General features: G+C 32.2%; 19 protein-coding genes. 7 read left to right on the forward strand and 12 right to left on the reverse strand.

Translation table 11 applies throughout. The features are described 5' to 3' along the window. Window positions 1–310: 310 nt before the first annotated feature. Both D3P13_RS16115 and D3P13_RS16120 read left to right on the forward strand, forming a co-directional pair. Window positions 311–1585: a ribonucleotide-diphosphate reductase subunit beta gene (locus D3P13_RS16115; protein WP_117883903.1), complete on the forward strand. Its 1275-nt coding sequence runs from the start codon at window positions 311–313 to the stop codon at window positions 1583–1585. Then, entirely contained in the window at window positions 1585–3369 is a 1785-nt protein-coding gene (locus D3P13_RS16120; RefSeq protein WP_117883904.1) for a ribonucleoside-diphosphate reductase subunit alpha, read from the forward strand. Before D3P13_RS16115 ends, D3P13_RS16120 begins: the two co-directional genes overlap by 1 nt. A gap of 115 nt (window positions 3370–3484) precedes the next feature. Here the strand turns inward: D3P13_RS16120 and D3P13_RS16125 are convergent, their stop codons facing one another. Both D3P13_RS16125 and D3P13_RS16130 read right to left on the reverse strand, forming a co-directional pair. After that, entirely contained in the window at window positions 3485–4111 is a 627-nt protein-coding gene (locus D3P13_RS16125; protein WP_117883986.1) for an HmuY family protein, read from the reverse strand. A 70-nt stretch (window positions 4112–4181) separates the two neighbouring features. Next, a complete protein-coding gene (locus D3P13_RS16130; RefSeq protein ID WP_117883905.1) occupies window positions 4182–6260 on the reverse strand; it encodes a TonB-dependent receptor plug domain-containing protein in 2079 nt (692 codons plus the stop codon). Between the two features lie 430 nt (window positions 6261–6690). Here D3P13_RS16130 and D3P13_RS16135 point away from each other — a divergent pair, with 430 nt between their 5' ends. The 3 genes from D3P13_RS16135 (at window position 6691) to D3P13_RS16150 (ending at window position 10542) form a co-directional block, all read left to right on the forward strand. Then, window positions 6691–6909 (forward strand): hypothetical protein, encoded by a 219-nt coding sequence (locus D3P13_RS16135; RefSeq protein WP_117883906.1) that lies wholly within the window; start codon window positions 6691–6693, stop codon window positions 6907–6909. 24 nt (window positions 6910–6933) lie between these two features. Next, window positions 6934–7545 carry a hypothetical protein gene (locus tag D3P13_RS16140; RefSeq protein WP_157972946.1) on the forward strand — a complete coding sequence of 204 codons (612 nt, stop codon included), beginning with the start codon at window positions 6934–6936 and terminating at the stop codon, window positions 7543–7545. 414 nt (window positions 7546–7959) lie between these two features. Next, on the forward strand, window positions 7960–10542 hold the full coding sequence (locus D3P13_RS16150) for a phosphoenolpyruvate carboxylase (RefSeq protein WP_117883909.1): 2583 nt from the start codon (window positions 7960–7962) through the stop codon (window positions 10540–10542). Window positions 10543–10611: 69 nt separating this feature from the next. Here D3P13_RS16150 and D3P13_RS16155 read toward each other — a convergent pair whose 3' ends face one another. The 6 genes from D3P13_RS16155 to metG all read right to left on the reverse strand — a co-directional run bounded on the left by D3P13_RS16155 (window position 10612) and on the right by metG (window position 18257). Beyond that, a complete protein-coding gene (locus tag D3P13_RS16155) occupies window positions 10612–10815 on the reverse strand; it encodes a helix-turn-helix domain-containing protein (RefSeq protein WP_117883910.1) in 204 nt (67 codons plus the stop codon). Then, entirely contained in the window at window positions 10816–11409 is a 594-nt protein-coding gene (locus D3P13_RS16160; RefSeq protein ID WP_117883911.1) for a DUF2975 domain-containing protein, read from the reverse strand. A 72-nt stretch (window positions 11410–11481) separates the two neighbouring features. Continuing rightward, the gene (locus tag D3P13_RS16165) at window positions 11482–13608 is read right to left on the reverse strand and encodes a Tex family protein (RefSeq protein ID WP_117883912.1); all 2127 of its coding nucleotides are present in this window, start codon (window positions 13606–13608) and stop codon (window positions 11482–11484) included. Between the two features lie 302 nt (window positions 13609–13910). Continuing rightward, window positions 13911–15359, reverse strand: coding sequence for a hypothetical protein (locus D3P13_RS16170; protein WP_117883913.1), 1449 nt, complete (start codon window positions 15357–15359; stop codon window positions 13911–13913). A gap of 12 nt (window positions 15360–15371) precedes the next feature. After that, window positions 15372–16157 (reverse strand): copper resistance protein NlpE N-terminal domain-containing protein, encoded by a 786-nt coding sequence (locus D3P13_RS16175; protein ID WP_117883914.1) that lies wholly within the window; start codon window positions 16155–16157, stop codon window positions 15372–15374. A 12-nt stretch (window positions 16158–16169) separates the two neighbouring features. Continuing rightward, window positions 16170–18257 (reverse strand): methionine--tRNA ligase, encoded by a 2088-nt coding sequence (metG, locus tag D3P13_RS16180; protein WP_117883915.1) that lies wholly within the window; start codon window positions 18255–18257, stop codon window positions 16170–16172. A 103-nt stretch (window positions 18258–18360) separates the two neighbouring features. Here metG and D3P13_RS16185 point away from each other — a divergent pair, with 103 nt between their 5' ends. Beyond that, window positions 18361–19347 carry a S66 peptidase family protein gene (locus tag D3P13_RS16185; RefSeq protein WP_232829219.1) on the forward strand — a complete coding sequence of 329 codons (987 nt, stop codon included), beginning with the start codon at window positions 18361–18363 and terminating at the stop codon, window positions 19345–19347. Between the two features lie 108 nt (window positions 19348–19455). Further along, complete coding sequence (locus tag D3P13_RS16190) at window positions 19456–19815, forward strand: YraN family protein (RefSeq protein WP_117883917.1); 360 nt, start codon at window positions 19456–19458, stop codon at window positions 19813–19815. A gap of 109 nt (window positions 19816–19924) precedes the next feature. Here the strand turns inward: D3P13_RS16190 and D3P13_RS16195 are convergent, their stop codons facing one another. The 4 genes from D3P13_RS16195 to mfd all read right to left on the reverse strand — a co-directional run bounded on the left by D3P13_RS16195 (window position 19925) and on the right by mfd (window position 26110). Further along, window positions 19925–21271, reverse strand: coding sequence for a TlpA disulfide reductase family protein (locus D3P13_RS16195; RefSeq protein WP_117883918.1), 1347 nt, complete (start codon window positions 21269–21271; stop codon window positions 19925–19927). Window positions 21272–21357: 86 nt separating this feature from the next. Continuing rightward, window positions 21358–22278, reverse strand: coding sequence for an energy transducer TonB (locus tag D3P13_RS16200; protein WP_117883919.1), 921 nt, complete (start codon window positions 22276–22278; stop codon window positions 21358–21360). After that, window positions 22250–22708, reverse strand: a complete 459-nt coding sequence (locus tag D3P13_RS16205) for a hypothetical protein (protein ID WP_117883920.1) — start codon at window positions 22706–22708, stop codon at window positions 22250–22252. Before D3P13_RS16205 ends, D3P13_RS16200 begins: the two co-directional genes overlap by 29 nt. 51 nt (window positions 22709–22759) lie before the next feature. Then, a complete protein-coding gene (mfd, locus tag D3P13_RS16210; protein WP_117883921.1) occupies window positions 22760–26110 on the reverse strand; it encodes a transcription-repair coupling factor in 3351 nt (1116 codons plus the stop codon). Window positions 26111–26129 lie beyond the last annotated feature (19 nt).

A 26129-nucleotide genomic window follows, 5' to 3' on the forward strand; every position in this document is an offset into this window, starting at 1 on the left:
TTTACGATTAATTTAAAACATTTGTTAATAAAATTTTGACTGCTAAGACGGTTGTGGATAAATGAAATTTTTGCCAACGTTGTTAGTTTCAAACAAGTACAAAAGTCAATGTAAATAATAGATTTTTGTGAACTTAATTACGCAAATTAAGTATTGACAGTTAAACGTTTGTAAATCAATATTGTTGAAGTGATACTAACACAATGTTAATAAAAATTGGAAAAAGATAATCTTAGGTATGTGAAATGAAAGCGATAAAACAGCAATTTTACAGTCCTCAACTTCACGAGTATTTTAAAATAAATTTGCCATGGAAATTACGCATTTAGTAAAACGGGATTATACTAAAGAATCGTTTCAGTTATATAAAATAACTCAAGCGGTTTTTAAAGCAATGAGAGCCGCTGAGCATGGAGATATTGATGATGCTGAAAAAATTACTGAAAGTGTTTATCAATCTCTTTTAGAGAGAAAAGCAAAACATCAAGACTATTTGCCTACCATTGAGCAAGTACAAGATTTTGTTGAGAACAAGTTAATGGAAAGTGGCTTTTTTGATGTTGCTAAAGGGTATATTCTTTATAGAAATGAGCAAGCTCAAAAACGTAAATCGAATATTTTTGAAAAGAGAATTAACCTAAAACCTTACGAGTATCCAGCACTTTATGAATATGTTTCGGCAATTCGTCATTCATATTGGATTCATACTGAATATAATTATACAAGTGATGTTCAAGATTTTAAAACTCGCTTAACTGAAGTAGAGCAAAGTGCGATAAAAAACACAATGTTGGCAATTTCTCAAATTGAAGTAGCCGTTAAAAGTTTTTGGGGAGATATTTATCATAAAATGCCTAAGCCAGAAATAGGTTCAGTAGGTGCAACATTTGCAGAAAGTGAAGTGCGTCATCATGATGCGTATTCACATTTACTTGAAATTTTAGGTTTGAACGATGAATTTAAGAACCTAAAGAAAAAACCTGTAATTATGAAACGGGTTCAATATTTGGAAACTGCTTTAAAGAATGCCAAAAGTGAAGATAATAAAGAATATGCAGAATCTATTTTGCTTTTCTCATTATTCATCGAACATGTATCATTGTTTTCTCAGTTTTTAATCATAATGGCTTTTAACAAGCATAAAAACATGTTAAAAGGTATTTCAAATGTTGTAGAAGCAACATCTAAAGAAGAACAAATTCATGGTGATTTTGGTATTGATATTATCAAAATAATTAAAGATGAAAATCCTGATTGGTTTGATGATGATCACGCCAAAATGATTCAAGACATGTGTCGAGAAGCATTTGTTTCTGAAAGCAGTATTGTAGATTGGATTTTTGAAGCAGGCGAACTAGATTTTCTACCAAAAGCCTTGGTAAATGAATTTATCAAAAAACGTTTTAACAATTCTTTAGAAAGTATTGGCATTGAGAAAGTATTTGAAGTAGACGAAATATTATTAAACGAAACCGAGTGGTTTGATGATGAAATTATTGGCACCAAACATGGCGATTTTTTCGTAAAACGATCAATCAACTATAGTAAAAGAACAAAAAGTATAACCAGCGACGACTTATTTTAATGAACGACTTAAACAAAACACAAGAATCAACAAAGACAACTTTATTAAACGAACAACTTTTAAAAGCAAGAAAAGAAACGCTTAAAAATTTAGCTCCATCCAAAGAAACCGGTTTTGAATGGTTAAATGAACATAGTCGTAATTTTTTAAATTCGGGCTATTTATCAGAAGGCGTAAATGCAGAGCAACGAATTAGAGAAATTGCTGATAGAGCAGAACAAATTTTAGATATGCCTGGTTTTTCAGATAAATTCTTTGGCTATATGTCAGAAGGGTTTTTCTCATTAGCATCACCAGTATGGTCAAACTTCGGTAAAGAAAGAGGTTTGCCAATTAGCTGTTTTGGTTCGCATATTGGCGATGATATGGGTAATATACTTTATACCCAATCAGAAGTGGGTATGATGTCTAAACTTGGAGGTGGAACTTCAGGGTATTTTGGAAAGATAAGAGGTCGTGGTGCTGAAGTGACAGATAACGGACAAGCGTCTGGAGCAGTGCATATTATGCAACTTTTTGAATCTATGGTAGATGTCGTTAGCCAAGGTTCTATACGTCGTGGTCGTTTTTCGCCTTACTTACCTGTAGAGCATCCAGATATTATGGAATTTTTGGAAATTGGTACTGAAGGTAATCCAATTCAAGAGTTAACACACGGTGTAACGGTTACAGACAAGTGGATGCAAGAAATGATTGATGGTGATGCTGATAAGCGTACCATTTGGGCCAAAGTTTTACAACGTAGAGGTGAAATGGGGTATCCTTATATTTTCTTTAAAGATCACGCTAATAATTTTGCGGCCGATGTTTATAAAGATAAACAACATACAGTTTACGCTAGTAATTTATGTACAGAGATCATGTTACCATCAAATGATGATTGGTCGTTTGTATGTGTTTTATCATCAGTAAATGTGCTTCATTATGATAAGTGGAAAGATACAGATGCTGTTGAAACTATGGTTTACTTTTTAGATGCGGTAATTTCAGAATTTCTTGAGAAGTTAGAAAGATATCGCGATTCTGATAGTCGTGAAGACCGTCAAACGTTCTTATTTATGGAGCGTGCTTATAATTTTGCAAAAGACAATCGTGCTTTAGGTCTAGGCGTTTTAGGTTGGCATTCATTATTGCAGTCCAAGGATCTAGCATTTAATAGTGAAAAAGCGTACATGTTAAACAACGAGATCTTTAAAAATATTAAAGTAAAATCTTACAAAGCATCTGCTGAATTAGCTGATAAATTTGGAGAGCCAGCGGTTTTAAAAGGATACGGAAGAAGAAATGCGACATTGAATGCTGTTGCACCAACAACATCATCCGCTTTTATATTAGGACAAGTTTCTCAAGGTATTGAGCCAATTTGGTCGAATATATATGTAAAAGATATTGCGAAAGTAAAAACTACTATTAAAAATCCATTTTTAGTTAAGTTATTGGAGGAGAAAGGTCAAAATACGACTAGTGTTTGGCATAGTATCCGTGAACGGGATGGTTCAGTGCAACATTTAGAGTTTTTAAGTGAAAATGAAAAAGAGGTGTTTAAAACATATCCTGAAATAGATCAAATGGATGTTGTTTATCAAGCAGCCAATCGTCAGAATCATATTGACCAGGGGCAATCGGTAAACCTAATTATACACCCAGATACTCCTGTTAAGGAAATCAACAAAATACACGTTACAGCATGGCAAATGGGCTTAAAGTCATTGTACTATCAACACAGTATGAATGCAGCTCAGAAGTTTAAACAAAAGAAAGAGTGTAGTAGTTGCGAAGCGTAATAGCTAGTTTACAATCCATAAAAAAGCCAGATACAATTAAATGTATCTGGCTTTTTTATTGACTATTTTAAATAGATTTCAAATCCAATAATAAAGTGGTTTTGCTTCTTTTTTTTTAGAAGGTTGTTACACCGTCATTTGGTTGATAAACATAATTGAAAGTAAAATAAGGACTTTCATCAGTAAATGCATCTGGTTCTGCTGGAGCATCTTTATAATAGCTCAAAATTTCCATTTTTGCATAGTTTCCAGTTCTAGTTTTAACTACCAATATTTTTCCTGGTGTAGGATTGATTAAATGTGTAGGGTCTCCTGCATAAGTATACCAATCGCCCAAAACATAACCTTCATTTGAGTCTTCTTTTAGTAATGATGTATTTACTTCAGTAACACTAGCCAAAGTACCAGAAGTAATATATCCTGAGGCTTCTTTGGTTCTTTCTGGCTCATCTACTGCACCCGCGGACGTACCGCCATTTACAATAATTGAAAGTCCTCTAAAGGCGATATCCCATTCTGTATCACTTGTTGTGGTTGTTCCCGTTGCAAAATCGAATTTTGTAAATTCACCTGAAAAAGTAGGAGCTCCCTGCTGGCTTCCACCTTCCACTGGTGCATGTAAATTAACTATACTTTCAGATTTTACTTCTACTAACGGAGTTGGATCATCATCATCATCGCTACATGATGCAAATCCTACAAATAATGCTACTACTATTAAAAGTTTTATTGTTTTACTCATAGAATTACTATTTTTTGTAATGTGTTCGTGATTTTTCTTTGAAAAGTTCATGTTTATTTAGTGTTATAAATTATAATTGAATATTAAGTTTTGCGTAAAGAATTCTACCTGGTATATTACCAATATTTTGGGGGTCCGTAAAATCGAAAATATTGTCAATACCAAGTCCTAATCTATAGTTTTTATAAATGGTTTTGTTTACGGCAACATTTACAATTGCATAGCCGTCTACAAAATCGTCATAACTGTCTAAGTAACTATTACCGTTTTTATCATTTAAACCATATTTACTTCGGTAAGTTCCTCTAATGTTGGTATCCATATTCCATTCAGGAATATTATAAAAGACTTTTAAATTTGCCATATGACGAGAACGATTGAACAAACCAAAGTAATCGTCCTTTTTGAGTTGAAATGAAGGGGAGCTGGCATCTACTCTCGCAAATACTTCTCCATTTTTAAATGCTTTTTCTGCGTCCTTATCTTTTGCATATAGCAATTGATAACCTCCAGTAATTTTTAATTGATTATCAGGCCTCCAAGTGATATTAAATTCTGAACCTTGTGTGTAAACTTTGTTTATATTAAAATAACTGAATACACTTTGTCCATTCGTTTTGGTTGCAACTATTTTATTATCTATTAAATCATCAATATTATTCCTAAATAAGTTCAGGTCTAACTTAAGTGTTGTAGATATTTTATAGTCAAAGCCTAAATCTATACTCACAGAGTTTTCAGGTTTTAATTCACTATCAAATTGATCTAATGAAATAGAAATTATAGCTAATTGACCTTGCTCATCTAAAGCTTTTATGGCATCTGGGGCTGCATTATATCCTAAAAGTGTATAACCAATAGTGGCATTTGTAAAGTTAAAATAGAGTTGTCTAAAGTCAGGAGCTTTAAATCCGTAACCTATAGATCCTTTTAAAGCTAGTTTATCATTTACTCCATAGCGTAATGCTACTTTTGGACTAAACTGTGATTTGTATTCGCTGTGGCCATCAAAGCGTGCACCTAAAATAATATTTATATTTTCTGTGGGATTACCATCATATTGTAAATAGGCATATGGTGAATTATAAACGGGCTTTTCAGAAAAATCAGTCCTATCTAAAGTTTCATTATTAAAGCCAGTACCAGCGATAAATGATGATTTATCATTCGGGTTATAGGTTGCTCTAATTTCTGGACGTACTAGCAATTGCTTATAAAAAGCATCAGTTGCTGATGTAGAATTGGCATCATCTAAATATTCATTGGCGTTATATTGGGTAGCATAGAATTCAAAATAACTACTCCATGTATCACTGTATTTATTGTTTAATTTAATATGTGTATTCCAATCTTCTATTTTTGTTTCACCTTTTAATAATGACGAGGCAACATAATCTTGCTTTTGATTGTAATATTTACCAGCAACAATCAAATCAGTTCTGTTCGAAAATTTATAGGTTAGTTTGGGGTTAATAGTATAATTTCGAAAAGGATCAACAGTACTTAGCTCGTTACGATCAGTTAAACTATAACCATCACTACTATATCTATTAAAAAACGTACTAATACCTAATTTATCTTTTTTGTAGCTTAATGTTGTACCTAAATCGTGTGTGTTAAATGAACTTATTCTATAATTTAGGTTTCCATGAAAACCATTTTTAGGAGTTTCTGTAATAATGTTAATAACACCACCAAGAGCTTCGCTGCCATAGAGGCTAGAAGAAGCACCGCGTACTACCTCAATTTGTTTAATATTACCTACAGTTATTCTACTAATGTCTAAAGTACCCGCTAAACGACCTACCAAGGGTACGCCATCTACAAGAATTAAGGTATATGCTCCATCTAAACCTTGCATTTGAATACCTTTACTACCACCAAAATCGGGTATCGTTATTAATCCGGTTTGTTCATTTAATATATTATTTAAACGAACAGAATTAGAGCGTTGAATGTCTTTCTGAGAAATAATCTGGGCAGGTAATGGGAGTGAAGATAATTGTCTAAACGTTCTAGTTGCCGTAACTATAATTTCTTCTAAATTTTCAATTTTTACAGAATCTTTTGTAGTAGGGTTTTCCTCTTGAGAAGATACAAGAAAGGTGAAAAAAAGTGATAATAAAGTAAAGATATGTTTTTTACTCAAACCCGTTTTGGTGAAATTTCGTGCAAATATATGGGTTATTTTGAATCAATCTAAATAGGTTCAGTTAAAATTTAATTATTTTCATACATTTAAAATTAGATTATTAAAAATGAAGCACTTAGTAAAGTTGTATGTGCTATTTGTTACTTAAGCATTTTACTAATAATCATGTTTTAATAATATAAATAAAAGTTGTAAAAAATATTTAACCATTATTTGCGTTATAGTTCTACAAAATGCTAGAGGCGGAAAATCGCTTTGAGCGAGAAAAAGTGAAAGACCGTCTGCTAGGCGGTCTTTTTAATTATAAATATTTCTTCAAATAGTCTAAATATTCCTCGATAAGCCGCGAATATAGGTTGCCTAATTTTTTGGAAACATAAGTTTTATACATTTGAAACGTTTAATAGTTTAGCTAAAACCAAAAATTATGTCAAAAATAGGAGGATACATTGCAATCTTCGGAATTGCATCAATTATTTTATATTTCTTTAATTATGAGCTTAGAATCCTTGGTTGGATCGGTGCTTGGGGAGAAACTACAGCTTGGATCATTAGAATAGGACTTGTAGTGCTAGGTGCCGTACTTTTCTTTATTGGGGCAAGTGGAGATTCAGAAGAAGAGGTAGAGGTTCAACGACCAGAATAATATTAAAAAGGTTATCGATCCAAAATGAAAAAGTCAAAACCCAAATTATGGAAACGGATTCTTTTCGGATTGATAGCCTTTATTTTTACAATGGCTGTTTTTATTGGTAGTGTATTTTTAAAAGCCAATTACCAAAAGAATGAAGCAGCTCAATTAACTGAGAAAGATTTTATTACAGAGGAGGTAGTAATCGATTCGGCATATACAAAGCTGATTTATCAAATGCCTTGGCCTCGTTATCTTAGAAAAGTTGTTTTTGCAGAAAGAACCTTTTCCGTAAAAAACAAGCCTATATACTTTCGTTCGCCGCAATTTGTACGCAATAGTAACTCATTTAGTGAATCTAGAATGAGAAACTTAAACTTGAAACATGGCGACACCGTTTCCATTATCTATAAAAAGACAGCCCTTGAAGATGCAAAGAGTCCCAACTTTTTATCTAAATTTTATCATCGCTATAAAACACCGTTAGTATATAACATGAGCAACGATAATGGTAAGTTATTTGATGTTGGGTTGGATTACGATGAATATATTGACGAAAAAATTCACAATGAATCGTTTTATTACTTAATTATACTCTTCACGATAATTAGCATTGCGTTTGTTGGTTTTAAATTCAATTTAATTAAATAATAGCTTCGAAAAGAAAGTCTTTTTTATTTTAAAATTGACCAAAATGAAAAATGCTCCGTATCTTTACGGACAGCTTAATTTTTTTCGAACAATGGCAATATCAAACTTTTGGTTCTATTTTATAATGGTGGTGGTAATCCTCCATTTTGTGATAGGCTTCGGGTATTTAATTTATAAACTATCGCCTAGAAAGAGTGATAAGAAAAAAAATGAATCAGAAGAAGCCGACAATAATGCACCCTGAATTTTTTTTATAAACCTACAATAGTTATATTATAGATTACTTTGTTATTATTGATTAACATAATGAAAAAGTAATTTGAATTTCAAAAAATTAAATATATCATAAAAATTAAAAGAAGCCATCTGCAATCACTTTGGCTTTAGTATTTTTACCAAAATATAACACAAAATATGTCTGTACAACCAAGATTACAAAGATTCAATCAAAACGTATTGTCTAAATATCAAATTTACAATAGTATTTTTATGACATTGCCGTTTGATTCTATAACGAAGACGGGCGTTTTATTGCCTTTGTTTCACGAAACCTGTAAAAATGGTTTTAAAAATGGTGAGAATCCAACTACCATTGTAGATACCTTTTTTAGCAAATATCAGGCAAGACGAAATAAAGAAAGTCAAATTAATTTGCTGTTTCGTTTTATTCAATATATCGAAAGACAGGTAGTATTGTTTGATGCTATTGAAGATGCCGCATTTCCAGTAGTCCATAATATGGATGGTATTGGAACATTGCGAAGTTTGAAAGAAACTGCCAAAGCTGAGAGTCAATTGGAGATGTTGAGACAGTATTTAGAAGAATTCAAAGTTCGTATTGTACTAACGGCTCATCCAACACAATTTTATCCTGGTAGTATATTGGGAATCATTACTGATTTAACGAAAGCAATAAAGGAAACTGACTTAACAGCCATTACCGATTTACTTGCACAATTGGGCAAAACTGCTTTTTATAAAAAGAAAAAACCTACTCCTTATGATGAGGCGGTAAGTTTGATTTGGTATTTAGAAAATGTGTTTTATTATTCATTCGGTTCTATTTTCGATTATATTCAACAAAATATTTTTGAAAATAAAGATATTGATAATAACATTATCAATGTTGGTTTCTGGCCTGGAGGCGATAGAGACGGAAATCCTTTTGTAACCCCTCAAATTACGAGAAAAGTAGCGAACAGATTAAGAGAAACCATTCTTAAAAATTATTACAGAGATGTAAGAAAATTAAAAAGAAAGTTGACTTTTAATGGATTAGAGGAGCGTTTAGGAAAGTTAGAGCGAAAATTATATAATAGCTTTGTTGATGAAGATGCTTCGCCACAAATAAGTTTACATGATTTTGAGGCAGAATTAAAAGACATTAGAACGTTAGTTGTTGAAGAACATCAATCGTTGTATTTGACAGAAATAAACAGTTTGTTGAATAAAATAAAATTGTTTGGTTATCATTTTGCCATTTTAGATATTAGGCAGGATAGTCGTGTGCACGAAGGTGTTTTTAATACGTTGGCTGAAGAATTAATAGCATCTAATAGTGCTATTTTTCCAAAAGATTATTTTCAACTAACGGCTAAAGAGCAAGTGAAAATTTTATCTGAAGTTAAAGGTAGTGTTGATGTATCGCAATTTAATGATGAAGATCTATTAAAGACGTTCGATACCATTAAAGTTGTTAAGGAAATTCAAGAAAATAATGGTGAACGAGCAGTACATAGATATATCATAAGTAATACACAAAGTACATTACATGTTATGCAACTGTTTGCAATGTTAAAATTGGCGGCTTTTAAGGATGATTTAACCCTTGATATTGGGCCTCTATTTGAAACGGTTCCTGATCTGGAAATTGCTCATGAGGTGATGGAAGAATTATATATGAATCCAGCCTATGCACAACATTTAAAAGAGCGTAAAAACAAACAACTAATTATGCTTGGTTTTTCTGATGGAACCAAAGATGGTGGGTATTTAATGGCCAACTGGGCTATTTTTAAAGCCAAAGAACGTTTAACAGAAGTTTCTAGGAAATATAATATTGATGTTATTTTCTTTGATGGTAGAGGTGGGCCACCAGCTAGAGGTGGAGGTAAAACACATCAGTTTTATGCATCACTAGGTCCAACGATTGAGGCTAAGCAAGTACAATTGACTATACAAGGGCAAACTATTAGTTCTAATTTTGGAACCTTAGATTCGTCTCAATACAATTTAGAGCAATTGATAAGTTCAGGTATTGATAATAAATTGGAAACCAATTTACCAATGAACGAAGCTGACAGGGTGGTAATGGAAGAAATGGCAAACATCAGTTATAAAAAATATGTAGATTTTAAGAATCACCCCATGTTTGTACCGTATTTAGAGCGTATGAGTACGTTGAAATATTATGCAAAAACAAATATTGGTAGTAGGCCAAGTAAGAGAGGTAAGTCAGATGAGTTGAAGTTTGAAGACTTAAGAGCGATACCATTTGTAGGATCTTGGAGTCAATTAAAACAAAATGTTCCTGGTTTTTATGGTGTAGGAACTGCCTTAAAAAAATATGAAGAAAATGGTGAATTTGATAAAGTAGAAGCTTTATATAAAAATTCAAAATTCTTTAAAACGTTGGTTGAAAACAGTATGATGTCATTGTCTAAATCATTTTTCGATTTGACAAAATATATGTCAGAAGATGCGGAGTTTGGTCCTTTTTGGGATATTATTCATGAAGAGTATCAAACTACAAAAGCCTTGTTGTTAAGACTAACGGGTTCTAAGGCCTTAATGGAAAATGAACCTGCAGGTAAGGCTTCAATTGACATTAGAGAATCTATAGTGTTGCCTTTATTAACAATACAACAATACGCTTTAAAGAAGATTCAAGAATTGGAAAAAGAATCTCCTAAAGATGAAGAACAAATAAAGATTTATGAAAAATTAGTAACCCGATCTTTATTTGGAAATATTAATGCAGCTAGAAATTCGGCATAAACGGATTTAAGTTTATAAAGTTTTAATTTATTTAGACCTCATAAATTTTTAAAAACTATGAGGTCTTTTTTATTCTCTGTATTCTAATATATCTCCAGGTTGACAACTTAATATTTCACAAATGGCCTCCAATGTTGAAAACCTAACAGCTTTTGCCTTTCCATTTTTAAGAATAGAAATATTAGCCATAGTTATCCCAACACGTGTAGACAACTCAGTAACTGACATCTTACGTTTGGCTAGCATCACATCTAAGTTTATTATTATTGCCATCTATACTGTTAATTCGTTTTCTTCAGATATTTTGTGTCCTTCTTTAAATATTTCAGCCATGATGAATGACAACAGCATCCATATAAGTGGGGTTAATGATATTTCAATTTTATTAATTTCATAATATTTATCTCCAAATAAATATTGAACTGACCAGAACGAAGTTATTATAAAAATAATGAACAAGTAAATGCCAATTCGTTTAAATGAGATAGCGTTGTTCTTTTTAAATGTTTCCATTTTCTTAACTGACGTTATAACGATTTGAAATTGTTTTGTGATGAGATAACTTAACACTAAAATAGTTCCCAGTCTCAGATATAAAAAATACAATGAGCCTGTTTTTATTTTATTTAAGGCAGTCATTTTATTCATTTCTATTTCTTTATTGACTTGAGAGTCTGGGGATGATTGTTTTATCTTAAATTCATAGGTTTTATTAGACTTTTCATTAAAATAAACTGAATCATAAGACTTTGGGTTAATTTGATAGTGAACAAAAACTACGGTGACCCCAATGAGCAATAGTAAATAGGTTAATTTTAAAAATTTACAGATATAAACGGCAATGTTTAATATGATATTTTTTGTCATGATTATTAAATTTGATACAAATATATCAAAAAATATCAAATATCAATATAAATTTATCGTAAAACGATATATTTATTTATGTAATTTTAATTGTATTCGTTTTCTAGCAACATCTACTTCTAATACTTTTATGATAATTTGTTGATGTAATGTAACATGTTCACTCACGTCTTTAACAAAAGAATCAGAAAGGTTTGAAACGTGTATTAATCCACTTTCTTTAATACCAATATCCACAAAACAACCAAAATTGGTAATGTTATTTACAATTCCGGGTAAGAGTTGTCCTTCTTTAACATCGTTTATAGTTTTAATGTTCTGATTAAAAGTAAACACTTTTGCCTTTTCACGCGGATCTAACCCTGGTTTTTCTAATTCAGAAATGATGTCGGTTAAAGTGGGTAAACCTACTGTATTACTTGTGTATTTTTGCAATTCTATTTTTTGTAATATTTCTGAATTTCCAATTAAGTCTTCCACATCCTTTTTTACTTCTTTTGCCATTCTTCCTACTATAGCATAACTTTCTGGATGCACAGCGGAATCATCCAATGGGTTTTTGGCATTTTTTATTCGTAGAAATCCGGCTCCTTGTTCAAAGGCTTTATCGCCTAAGCGAGCCACTTTTTTTATTTGCTTTCTTGACGTAAAAGCACCATTCTCTTCACGGTATTCAACAATATTTTCTGCCAATTTTGGACCAATACCCGATACATAACTCAACAAAGATTCACTGGCGGTATTAATGTTTACACCAATAGTGTTTACACAGCTTTCCACCACAGTATCTAAGCTCTGTTGTAATTTTGATTGATCAACATCATGTTGGTATTGCCCTACTCCAATAGATTTAGCATCAATTTTCACTAATTCTGCTAAAGGATCAGCCAACCTTCTACCAATAGAAACGGCACCTCTTACGGTAACATCGTAATTAGGAAATTCATCTCTGGCAATTTTAGATGCTGAGTAAATGGAAGCTCCAGCTTCACTAACCACAAATACTTGTATGTCTTTGTTGAATCTGATTTTACGGATGAGGTGTTCTGTTTCTCGAGATGCGGTTCCGTTCCCAATAGCAATGGCATCAATTTTATAGGCGTCTACCAAAGAACTTATCTTTTTAATAGCTCCTATATTGTCGTTTTGTGGAGCATGCGGGTAAATAGTTTCATTATGTACTAATCCACCTTGAGCGTTAAGACAAACCACTTTACAGCCCGATCTAAACCCCGGATCAATAGCCAATATATTTTTTTCGCCTAAAGGGGCACCCAATAGTAACTGTTTGAGATTTTTAGCAAAAACAAGAATGGCACTCTCGTCTGCTTTTTCTTTGGCTAGACTTAATATTTCATTGGATAGAGCAGGAAACAATAAGCGTTTATAAGCATCTTGGATTGCGATAATAATTTGATTGGCAGATTCACCATTAGTACGGACCATACGGTTTTCTATATTGTACAAAGCCTTATCATTGTCAATTTCTATTTTTACACGTATAAACCCTTCTTTTTCCGCTCTTAAAATAGAGAGTAAACGGTGAGATGGACATCTGCTTAAACTTTCTGACCAATCGAAATAATCTCTAAATTTTTGAGCTTTTTCATCGTCTTTTTTACTGCCAATAACCTTTGTTGTAATTTGTGCAAAACGCTCTAATTGTTTACGGATATTATTTCTGATATCGGTTCGTTCGTTAATCCATTCAGAAATGATGTGTCTGGCACCTTCTAAAGCCTCTTCAACCGAGGTAATTTCACCTCTAAGGTATTTATTGGCAATAGAATTGATGTCACCACTGTGGGATTGGCTCATTATAATTTTAGCCAACGGTTCTAGTCCATTTTTCCGTGCAGTTTCGGCCTTTGTCTTACGTTTTTTCTTAAACGGTAAATAAAGGTCTTCTAAGGTGGTTAAATCGGTAGTTGATTTTACTTTTTGTTTGAGTTCATCAGTTAAAACCCCTTGTTCTTCCAATGATTTTAGAATAGAAAGCTTACGTTTTTCTAGGGTTTCAAATTGCTCTTTGTATTTGACAATATCGCCAATTTGAACTTCATCTAAGTTTCCAGTTACTTCTTTACGATACCGAGATATAAACGGAATGGTACAATCTTGATTTAATAATTCAATTGTGTTTTGTATTCCTCTATCAGGAAGGTTGGTAAAAGATCTTATGTAGTTGAGTAATTGCATTGCTTAAATTGAACATGCAATATAAAAACTATCTCGCAGAAATATTGATTAAAATAGAAGTTATGCTACCTTTTTATGTAAATCAAAACAAGGACATTTTTTACAACGTTTTTGTTCGCCTTTTTTGAATTTTTTACAGCAATCACTTTTTACTTTATCAGGTATAAGACCTAATTTTTGTAACTTTTTAATCGCTTTTTTTTTCTTCTTTTTACCCAAAATTATTCAGATCATAAAATAATACTACAAATATAGTTATTTTTATTAAATCTAAATAAGTGTAATAATGTAGAATTGAAAAATTAATCTTTGAACAAGGCTAACGTGTATTCTTCTTTTGGCCAAGGAGAGTAATTCCCTAAAATATAATAATCTTTAAACCTGAAAAGTGACTTCCCTTTTGATGACAAGTTATTTTCATCTTCATAATCTTTTATTTTGTCAAAGGCATTTTTTTCTATTTCCCCTTTTAAGTGATTAAAATTATCATCAAAAAGCCCTTTAAATTGTATGGATTTAGTTCGAGAATAAGAATTGTATGCAAACATAGCTGGATTAAAAAAAACAGTAACTGCACCAAAAGTAGCCATGGGCAGACCCATACCCATCGGCATCATCATGCCACCTCCTGAGTTTACTTCTTGTTTACCTCCAATAGAAATTTCATATGTATCGTTATGTTTAAAAACAGATATTCCAATATTACCATTGGTTATTTTTCTTAGAAATTTTCTTGTTTTTTCGAGTTCTCTGTAACTATCAAATTCCCCTCCAATTTGAATTAAGGGAGTATTTTTAAATGATATAACCTCATCAACAGTAGTATTGTATTCTTTTATTAAATTACCTGTTTCAAAACTATAAATAGAAAAATTAAATTTTTTCTTAGTGGCGGCTACCATATAAATATTGTCACCATTAATAAAGGTGTTGGTTTCTTTTAAATGGGTCTCTTTAAACGGTTTGTCAAATTCAATAACTTCGTAATCAAACGAATCTAAGCTTAACGTTACAACTTTTGTAAAATCTTCATTTTCATCAAATGAGAATATTATTTCCGAACCTCGTTTATACATTTTTGTTTTTTCAGAGGTAATTTCAATGGCATTTGGATTTATTTCTTCAATTTTATTTATATCCACTAATTTTTTTAAACCATAACTACCGTCGGCAGATATTGTCAAAAGGTTATAGAGTGATTCTTTTTCCTCGAAATCTTGTGATAAATCGATTTCTTTTTTTACAAATTGGGAACCTTTTTCGAAGACATAAACGTTCAATTTCGAAGTACGTCTGACAATAGTTAAGATGTAGAAATTATTATTGTATTCAACAGTTTGAATAAACTTTTCGTCTTTTAATTCTAAAGGTATTTCAGCTACATTAGAATTGTCGTTTTCATAAGAAAATAATAAGGAAGCAAATTTATCTCTTCTCTTATTGGTCATGAAAATTGTATAATTCCCGTTATAGATACTACTGCCAATAATTGTTTTATATTTTCGACTCCGTTTGTCGGAAACTATTTCATCAATTATTTTAAAATTACTATCAAATAAATAACCATATGCTTGCTTGGCATCTGTAATAAATAGTGAAGTTTCTTGATTTTGCTCATTTACTATTGGAATGACCTCTTTAATATGTGCTTTTGAAGTTTTTAAATAATTATTAAATGTTATTATTTCTTCTTGAGCAAATGAAGAAAAACTTATAGATAAGGCATAAATAAATAGTATTACTTTTTTCATAAACAATTCATTCTAATAAAAATAGGCCACTTCAAATTTTGCTAACGGAGCCATTTTCGCTTTGTTCAAAGTCATCGTTTCTCCGTTAAGCGAATAATTATCGGCAGTATTGAGAACCTTTAAAAACTGAGTTTCAGTTTCCATATTTGGACAATACATTTTTGTGGCACCTAGTTGTGAAAAAACAATTTGATTCCCTTCTTTAAGTTCAAAAGTGCCAAAAAAGCGATTACAACCTGCATTACCATAAATTTTGTTTTCTTCTTCAGGTCTTAGAATTAAATAAGGTTGTTTACCTTTTTTCTTGTCAAAGTCTACTTTTTGGCCATACAATTCGACTAATTTCCAATGTCTGTCTGTAAGTTGTGAATTTTGTTTGTTGAAAATATATTGTTGAGCTAAATCACCTGTAATTTTATTACCGTTTTCATCTAATTTCCAAATCCTATTTTCACCAACAAAATAATGTTCAGTATTTTGATTGTTTAGCGTAATTATTTGTCCGGTTTTACTCCAAGAAAAAGAACCTTTATCTTCAAAAATAGTATCTTTTTTACCTAAGTATTTTGATTTTTTAAGAAAAGTTAAATCATTGTTTAATATAAGAACGGTTTGAATGCCTTCACAATCTGCACAAGGCAAGTTGCCTTGATAAGTGCCGCTCCAGTCTAAAGAATTCATACTGTTATGCATATCAATAACCGTTTCTTCTACTTTTTTTTCACTTATTTTTTTCTTTGTGCTACAGCTAGACAAGGCAATTGTAAGTATAATTAAGCTTATCTTTATTAATTTCATGATTATAATTGTTTATGATATCTGTCCACCATTTACAACATTAGCATCAGGTTCTACAAATGCCAATTTTCCGTCAGAAGTATCGCACATTAATATCATTCCTTGACTTTCTACACCACGAATAGTACGTGGAGCCAAATTGGTTAGTACAGTGACCTGTTTTCCGATAATGTCTTCTGGGCTAAAACTTTCAGCAATACCAGAAACGATGGTTCTAATATCGATACCAACATCAACTTTTAACTGTAATAATTTTTTCGTTTTAGCTACTTTTACAGCTTCTAAAATCGTGCCAATTCTAATGTCTAGTTTTGTGAAATCATCAAATTCAATGGTTTCCTTTTGAGGTTCAACCGACTGGTTTTCTAGTTCGTTGGCTTTCTTTGAAGCCGCTAACTTTTCCAATTGAATTTGAATTTCAGCATCTTCTATTTTTGCGAATAACAATTCTGCTTTGTCTATTTGATGGCCTGTTTTTAGTAAAACATTTTCTTTAGAAACGCTGTTCCATGACATTTCTTCGGAGCCTGTGCCAAGCGGAGTTGAGGTGCTTGAACTGACATTCAACATGCCTTTTAGTTTGTTAGAAGTAAATGGTAAAAAAGGCTCACTCAAAATTGAAAGTGCCGTCGCTATTTGAAGTGCTACAAACATTATCGTTTTTACGCGTTCTTCATCTTGCTTAATTACTTTCCAAGGTTCTTCATCCGCTAAATATTTATTACCCATTCTGGCAAGATTCATTAACTCGTTTTGAGCCTCTCTGAATCTGTATCTTTCAATAGATTTTGAAATAATTTGAGGATATTTTTTTAACATCATCAAGGTGTCTTCATCTACTTCGCTAAATGCATTCGGACTGGGTACAATTCCGTTATAGTACTTATGAGTTAACACCACCACACGGTTAATAAAATTCCCAAAAATGGCAACTAACTCATTATTGTTTCTTGCTTGAAAATCCTTCCAAGTAAAGTCATTATCTTTAGTTTCAGGTGCATTTGCAGTTAGTGTATAACGCAACACATCTTGTTTGCCAGGAAAATCCTCTAAATATTCGTGCAACCAAACTGCCCAGTTTTTTGAAGTGGAAAGTTTATTTCCTTCCAAATTTAAAAACTCATTTGCGGGTACGTTTTCAGGTAAAATATAAGAACCTTCTGCCTTAAGCATACTCGGGAAAATAATACAGTGAAAAACGATATTATCTTTACCTATAAAATGCAATAATTTGGTGTCTTCATCTTTCCAATACGGTTCCCAATCCTTACCGGTACGTTCTGCCCATTCTTTTGTTGATGAAATATAACCAATAGGAGCATCAAACCAAACATAAAGCACTTTGCCTTCACCACCTTCAACGGGAACTGGGATTCCCCAATCTAAATCACGAGTTACCGCTCTAGGTCTTAAACCGTCATCTAACCAAGATTTTACTTGGCCCAATACATTAGGTTTCCAGTCATTGGCATGCCCTTCAACTATCCAAGTTCTTAACCAATCTTGGTATTGATCTAAAGGTAAAAACCAGTGTTTTGTTTCTTTTAACGTAGGTGTGTTTCCAGTAATAGCTGATTTCGGATTAATTAAATCCGTAGCATTATGACTCGTTCCGCAATTTTCACATTGATCGCCATAACTTTCTTCAAAACCACATTTAGGGCACGTACCTACAACAAATCGATCTGCTAAAAATTGATTGGCTTCCGCATCGTACAATTGTTCATTAGTTTCTTCAATAAACTTACCGTCTTCATATAGTTTTTTAAAAAAATCAGAGGCAGTATCATGATGTACTTTAGCCGTAGTACGTGAATAATTATCAAATGAAATTCCAAATTCAGCAAATGATTTTTTAATCATTTCATGGTATTTGTCAACCACTTGTTGAGGCGAAATTCCTTCCTTTTTCGCCTTTATAGTAATGGGTACGCCATGCTCATCTGAGCCGCATATGTAAAGTACATCGCTACCTTGTAAACGTTGATAACGGGCATAAATATCTGCGGGCACATAAACTCCGGCCAAATGTCCAATATGTACGGGGCCATTTGTGTAGGGTAAAGCTGCAGTAATAGTATATCTTTTCGGTGTGTTCATTCCTCAATTTTAGTAGGGCAAAAGTAAGAAAAAGCACTCATAACACTAGTTATATTTAGCATTTTATATACTTTTACACAAAACCCCATCAATTAAAATTATCATGAATAAAATTTTTAGCGTTTTCTTATTATTTATCTCAATAACGCTTTTAGCACAGAATGACAGTAATACTTCATTGATTAAACCACCTACTTTACAAAAAGGTGATATGGTAATGATTGTAGCTCCAGCAGGTATTGTTAGAGATTCAGTTGGTGTTAAAAATGGGATTGACTTATTAAAAAAGTGGGGACTGAAAGTGAAATTAGGTAAGAACTTATTCAATCAATATTTTAGATTTGCCGGTACTGATGAAGAACGCTTGGCTGATTTTCAAGAAGCCTTAGATGATGATGATGTAAAAGCGATTTGGTGTGCTAGAGGTGGTTATGGAGCCATTCGGATTTTAGATGATCTTGATTTTACAAAGTTTAAGCAAAATCCTAAATGGATTATTGGTTTTTCAGATATAACGGCCTTTCACAATGAAGTGCACATTATGGGTATTGAAACGATGCATGGTATAATGCCATTGACCTACAAACCTGATAGTAAAGAACAGCGACAAGCCTTAAAATCGTTGAAGAGGGCTTTTTTTGGTAAAAGAGTAACGTATAGAGTTGCTGAATCTGATTTTAATCGTGAAGGTACTACTGAAGGCGAAGTTGTCGGTGGTAATTTATCTTTGGTATATAGTATGTTAGGGTCAAAATCGCAGATAGATGCTAATGGTAAAATTTTGTTTTTGGAAGAGGTTGGTGAAGCTTTGTATCATATTGATAGAATGATGATAAGCTTGAAAAGAGCGGGCTATTTTGAAAACTGTAAAGGGCTTATTATTGGTGGAATGTCCGATCGAAAAACCGATGCTTCTGAATTTGGAATGACTTATGAAGAAATAATTTTAGATGCTGTAAAAGAATATGATTTTCCAGTAGCATTTGATTTCCCAGCAGGTCATATTACAGATAACCGTACCTTGATTCTAGGAAGAAAAATTGAAATGAAAGTTAAAGGAAGTAAGACGGTTGTAAAGTTTGAGAAATAGAAAAATCGCCTCCCTAACCCTCGCCAAAGGGAAGGGCATTTGAGGGTGAAACACTTTCTTTAAACTTACAATTCCTGAATAATATATATCATGTTAAACTTATAAATTATGGCTGATCATAATGAATTAGGAAAAAAAGGGGAGGAGTTGGCCATTGCCTATTTAAAAAAAAATGGATATAAAATTCGCGATATCAATTATAGATATTTAAAGGCAGAAATAGATATTATAGCACAAAAAGACGATGTTTTAGCCATTGTTGAAGTAAAAACGCGTTCTACACGAGATTTTGGTTTACCGCAGGACTTTGTAAACCAAAAGAAAATAAAATTACTCGTTATGGCTGCCGACCATTATGTAGTTTCTAAAGATTTAGATGTTAATGTACGGTTTGATATTATTGCCATTATAAATGATAAAAATAAATTTGAAATTGAGCATTTAGAAGATGCTTTTTATCATTTTTAGTCGCTCATAAACTACTGTCAGCACGAGTGTTTTTGCGTTATGAAATGGAACAAAAAACATATTATTTCCTACCCTTTTTTCAAGGGAAGGTGCCGTTAGGCGGAGGGGTTTATTTATTTCCCTCAAAAAATGCTTTCACATCCTCAATAGTATCAGGTTTTGCCATAATATTTTTGTTAGCATCTAATACAAAATAGGAAGGAGTAGAGGTTACTCCATATTCTCGAGCAAATTCATTTTTCCATTTGTGTGCTCCATACACATTTATAAACGAAGGGTAGTTTAAAATTAATTTTTGCCAGATCGGTTTACTAGTTTCTTCTTCCATACCAACCGCTATAACTTTGATTTTTGTGTTTCCCTTTAAATAGTCGTTTAGAACAGGAATTTCTTTTAGGCAATGTCCACATTGTGAACTCCAAAAAATTACTAGGTAGGTGTCACTTCCTGATAACTTATAGAGGTCGTTCTTTACATTGTTAATAGTCCAATTGATATTTGGTGCTTTATTACCAATAGCTGTTTTAATTTTAACTTCAACATCTTTTTTAAAGTCTAAATCTTGATAACTAGCAGGTAGTTTATTGTAATAATTCTCTAGTATAAATCGAACTATAGGTACATTTTGCTGTTGTGTGAAGTTATATAATAGAACTTCTTCAATATCTTTCGCTAAGCGATAGTTTGTTCCAATTTTTGTAATTACCGTTGTAATCGCTTCTTTTTTAAGTTGATTGTTAACTTGATAGTCATCAGAGGCATTCAAGTAAAAAATATAGTCGTTTATTTTGTCGGTTATAAAAGTTGAACCCAACAAGGTCTCATTATTAAAATCAACAGTATCGAAAAAATGTGTTTTTGTACTTTTAAGATAATCATTTGGTTTTTCAATAGGTTGTGATGCATTATAACGCCCACTTGCTTTTATAAAATGATAAGCAAGTTTGCCTTTTGATTGTTTCTCTGATTGCTCTTGTGTTTCGACTAAATCGGCATGTTTTTTCTGATATAAAGCGTTGATTTTAGGTTTATTTTGAGTGCTAAAATAGGCCACTTGTAGCGAGTCTAAAGTGTATTGAATTCCAGCAGATTTATTCAAATAAGAATAGTACAATTTATTTTCTTCTGAACTTGAAAATTGAATTTCTTTATTAGGATTTTCGGGATTAAATGTAAAAGCAATGTCTTCATTATTATAAATAACATCTATAAAAAGTTGATTTTGTAAATCGTACACCAAACGGTAAATACCCACATTTAATGTGTCGGATAATGTAAAGGAAAATGCTCCTTCTTTGATATCAGCATTAGCAATATAGTTTTGTTTTGCTCCTTGCATATGGTATAAAATCATCCATTCAAAATCAGCATTAGGTTGCATTTTACCAGTAATGGTATGTTGGGCGTTAGCAAAAGCAGTTGCTAATAAAAGTAAAAGTAAAAATTTCTTAATCATAATGTTAATATATATAAACGTTGGTTCGAGTGCCTCGCTTTTCGGGCGGCGTATTGAGAACTAGTCAAAAACCAAACCAAATATAGTTATTCTACCATAAATGTTATAGGTAAAGTGTAATTAATAGGAACAGGTCTGTTTCTTTGCGTGGCGGGTTTAAATTGAGGTAATTCGTTTATAATTCTTACAATTTCTTCTTTAAGTTTATTATGAGGAGCAAAGACTTTTAATTCTTGAACTTCCCCATTTTTATCAATCTTAAAAGTGGCTATAATTCTATGTTTTCCTTCTTTTAAATTTAAAGTGCTCGTTAAAGTAGTGTCAAATTTAGAAAGCACAAACTCATTTATTTTTTTAGTAAATTCTTCTTTCTTTTCATAACTTGTTTTTGCTGTTGACCCTTTAAATGTAGGTGGTGATTCTTCGATCAAACCAAAAACCGAAGGTTCAATAAAAACATCACCAGTAATTTCTGTTATTTCAATGATCTCTATGCTGTCTTTGCTCTTGCAAACTAAACTATCTTTTTCTATAATTTTTACTGGTTCTATAACTTCTGGAAGTCTCAATACTGTCATGCCAACAGTAGTAATTGGTGGTGGAGGTATTGGTATTGGTTTTGATGGTTTTTCAATTAAAGCATCTTTTTTATTTTCTCCATTAGTGTCTGACTTAGCAACGCTGTCTACTTTGGTCTTTATGTTTAATGAATCAATTTCATTATCGATTGATTTCTGAGGGTTAGTAATACTATCCAGCACAATCACCTCATTAATTTTCTGTTTTTTACCATTAGTATTACAGCTCATTAGGGTTACACCCATAGTAATTAATAAAGCCAATAAAAACATTCTAGAATAAGACACTTGTTGAAATAAAAGCTGTTCTGGAATCTCTATGGTAATGGTGTCTAATTGGGTTTGTTGAAAGCGACCACAAACTTTTTTACCTTGATTTTCAATAAAGAAAGATTGTATTTCAGTTACAGACTTTTTTGTAAATTTCATCCACCATTTTTGTAGTGGGTAATGCACAATGAAATTGATCTGCTAACAATTGTGCTGCTTGAGGCGTTAGCGGCATTCTAACAAAATCGTCGTCATTACCGATGGATAAATAATCAGGTGTTACCCAAAAGCGAATCTTATATTTTTTGCCTGAATTATTTTTATAGGTATAAGAAACTTCTTTAAATTGAAAGTTATAAGAAGGCATCCAGCCTTTTGACATGTATGAGACTAGCGATTCTTCTCGTTGTCTTACAGGTAAATTAATCAAACTATTTAATGCAGAGTCAACAGATTTTGTTTTAAAGTCAAAATCAACTGTAAAATCAGTAAACTGTTGGTTTATTTCTTTCTGTACTATTTTTGAAGAACTACAAGAAAGAACTACAATGCTGAGAATAGAAAGTATAAAAAATTTAATTGTTTGCACTTTGGTAAAGTGTTTTAAAATTGCAGTCTAAAAATATATAATAATTATGAATTAGACCTTACGCAATACTTCCAACGCTTTTTCAATAGAATCAATTCTTATAAAAGTCAATAACAAGCGTAAACCGTTTCTGGTTTCCTTTTCTTTCATTACAGAAGTAGTTGGATTTTTTTGAACAAATTGCAACACTTTGGTAAACATTTCAGTCTGATAATAGCTCGATTGCGTATCGGAAATAAAATAACCAATCATTCTTTTTTTCTTCAAAATGAGGCGTTCAAAACCAATGTCTTTTGCCAGCCATTTTACACGAACACTATTCAATAAATCTTCAGCTTGTACTGGTAATTCACCAAAACGGTCAATCAATTGTTGTTCAAAAATGTTAAGCTCTTCTTCGGTGTTTAAGTCGTTTAATTCGTTATATAACTTGAGTCTTTCCGTTATGGAGTTGATATAATCATCGGGGAAAAGCAATTCAAAATCCGTATCAATTTGAATTTCTTTTACAAATGGCTTAGGCTTATCTGAAGTGTCTTTATACAAGTCTTTAAACTCGTTTTCTTTCAGTTCTTCAATGGCTTCATTTAGTATTTTCTGATAGGTATCAAAACCAATATCATTAATAAAACCACTTTGCTCACCACCTAATAAATCTCCAGCTCCACGAATTTCTAAATCCTTCATGGCTATATTTAATCCACTACCTAAATCAGAGAACACTTCTAATGCTTGAATACGTTTTCTGGCATCATCCGTCATCATATGATATGGAGGTGTTATAAAATAACAAAAGGCTTTTTTGTTAGATCGTCCAACACGTCCTCGCATTTGATGTAAATCTGACAATCCGAAATTATTGGCATTGTTAATGAAAATAGTGTTCGCATTAGGCACATCTAGTCCGCTTTCCACAATAGTTGTAGAAACAAGTACATCAAACTCATTATTCATAAAAGCCATCATGAGTTGTTCTAACTTCTTTCCGTCCATTTGTCCATGACCAATGGCAACTTTAGCATCTGGAATAAGGCGTTGTATGAGTCCCGCTACTTCTTTTATGTTTTCTATTCGGTTATGGATAAAAAACACCTGTCCACTCCTTGAAATTTCATACTGAATGGCGTCCCTAATAGTTTCTTCGCTAAAGCGGATAACATTTGTTTCTATCGGATGTCTGTTGGGTGGAGCTGTATTGATAACTGATAAATCACGAGCGGCCATCAATGAAAATTGTAAGGTACGCGGAATAGGCGTCGCGGTCAAAGTTAATGTGTCCACATTTTCTTTTATAGTCTTTAGTTTGTCTTTTACACCAACGCCGAATTTTTGCTCTTCATCAACAATTAATAAACCTAAGTCTTTAAACTTCACTTTCTTGTTTACCAATTGATGTGTACCAATAACAATGTCAATGTTACCAGATTCAAGACCTTTAATAATTTCATTTCGTTGTTTGGTAGTTCTAAATCGGTTCATATAATCTACCACAACGGGTAAATCTTTTAGCCGTTCAGAAAATGTTCTAAAGTGTTGGAACGCCAAAATAGTTGTAGGTACCAATACGGCAACTTGTTTCCCGTTATCTACCGCTTTAAAGGCTGCACGAATGGCGACTTCTGTTTTGCCGAAACCAACGTCACCACAGACCAATCTGTCCATAGGTTGTTGACTCTCCATATCGGACTTTACATCTTGCGTAGCCGATAATTGGTCAGGCGTATCTTCATACATAAAACTCGATTCCAATTCCAATTGCATATAGCTATCGGGTTTAGATTGATACCCTTTTTGTAATTTTCGCTTGGCATAGAGTTGAATTAAATCATATGCAACTTGCTTAACACGAGTTTTAGTTTTTTGCTTGAGTTTTTTCCAAGCACCAGAACCCAATTTATAAATTTTAGGAGGTTTACCCTCTTTGCCACTAAACTTGCTTATTTTATGTAGTGAATGGATGCTGATATAAAGTATATCTCTATCTCCATAAACCAGTTTTATAGCTTCCTGTTTTTTACCTTCAACATCTATTTTTTGCAGTCCGCCAAACTTACCAATTCCATGATCCATATGGGTCACATAATCGCCAATTTCTAGATTGGTTAATTCTTTAAGCGTAATAGATTGCTTTTTAGAAAACCCAGTTTTCAAACGAAATTTATGATAGCGTTCAAAAATTTGGTGATCTGTATAACAGGCAATTTTTAAATCATTATCTATAAACCCTTCATATATTGGAAAAACCAAGGTTTTATACTTAACATTTTCGTCAATGTCTTTAAAAATATCGTGAAAACGTTGAGCCTGCTTTTCATTGGCACAAAAAAGATAATTTTTTAAGCCAATTTTGGTGTTTTTATTAAGGTTGTTAATTAATAAATCAAACTGCTTATTAAATGAAGGTTGCGGCTTAATTTGAAATGAAATTTCAATGGCCTGATTTTCTCCGTGTTGTTTATTGCCAAAAGTAACCAGGTTAAACTCTTGGAGCTGATTTTTTATATAATGGCCATCGCAGAATAATTCTTCAGGTTCCGCTAATTTTACAACCTGTTTTTGCTCTGAGAATGCCGATTTAGCTTTTTCAAATAGTCCGTTTAGGCTATCAAAAATTAAGTCTGTATTTTTCGCAAAAACAACTGTTTTGCTAGAAATGTATTTTAGAAAACTCTCTCGTTTTTCTTGAAGTTTTTTATTTTCAACATTCGGTAAAATACTTATTTTCTTTAATTTTTCTATAGATAGCTGCGTTTCAATATCAAAAGTTCTGATACTATCTACTTCATCGCCAAAAAATTCTATTCGATAAGGTTCATCATTAGAAAAAGAAAAAACATCTACAATACCACCTCTTACTGCAAATTCTCCAGGTTCAGTAACAAAATCAACACGTTTAAAATGATATTCAAAAAGCATCTCATTGACAAAGTCGAGCGAAATTGCCATACCAACACTCAGTTTTAAGGTATTTCTGTCCAATTCACTTTTGGTAACTACTTTTTCAAAAAGAGCATCCGGGTAAGTAACTATTACTGCAGGTTTTTTACGAGAATTAATCCGATTAAGTACTTCAGAACGTAATAAAATATTAGCGTTATCAGTTTCTTCTCCCGAAGCGTCGGGATGATAGGGACGACGGTAAGAACCAGGATAAAAAAGTACATTTTTGTCCCCTAACAGTTGCTCTAAATCGTTTAAATAATAAGCAGCTTCTTCTTTGTCGTTAAAGATGAGTAAGTAAGGTTTTTCAACCGACAAAAAAGTGTTTGAAATAACAAAAGACAATGAAGAACCTGCCAAATGCGATAAAAATAGCTTTTGGTTTTCTTGTTTTAATAATGTAGCAATTTGCTTTACGTTGTCAGATTGCTCATAAAGTTTAACAATGGCTTGTTTGCTCAATTGTTTAGAATTTTAAACT

Origin of the sequence: Aureibaculum luteum (assembly GCF_003449015.1) — a bacterium.
Lineage (GTDB): Bacteria > Bacteroidota > Bacteroidia > Flavobacteriales > Flavobacteriaceae > Aureibaculum > Aureibaculum luteum.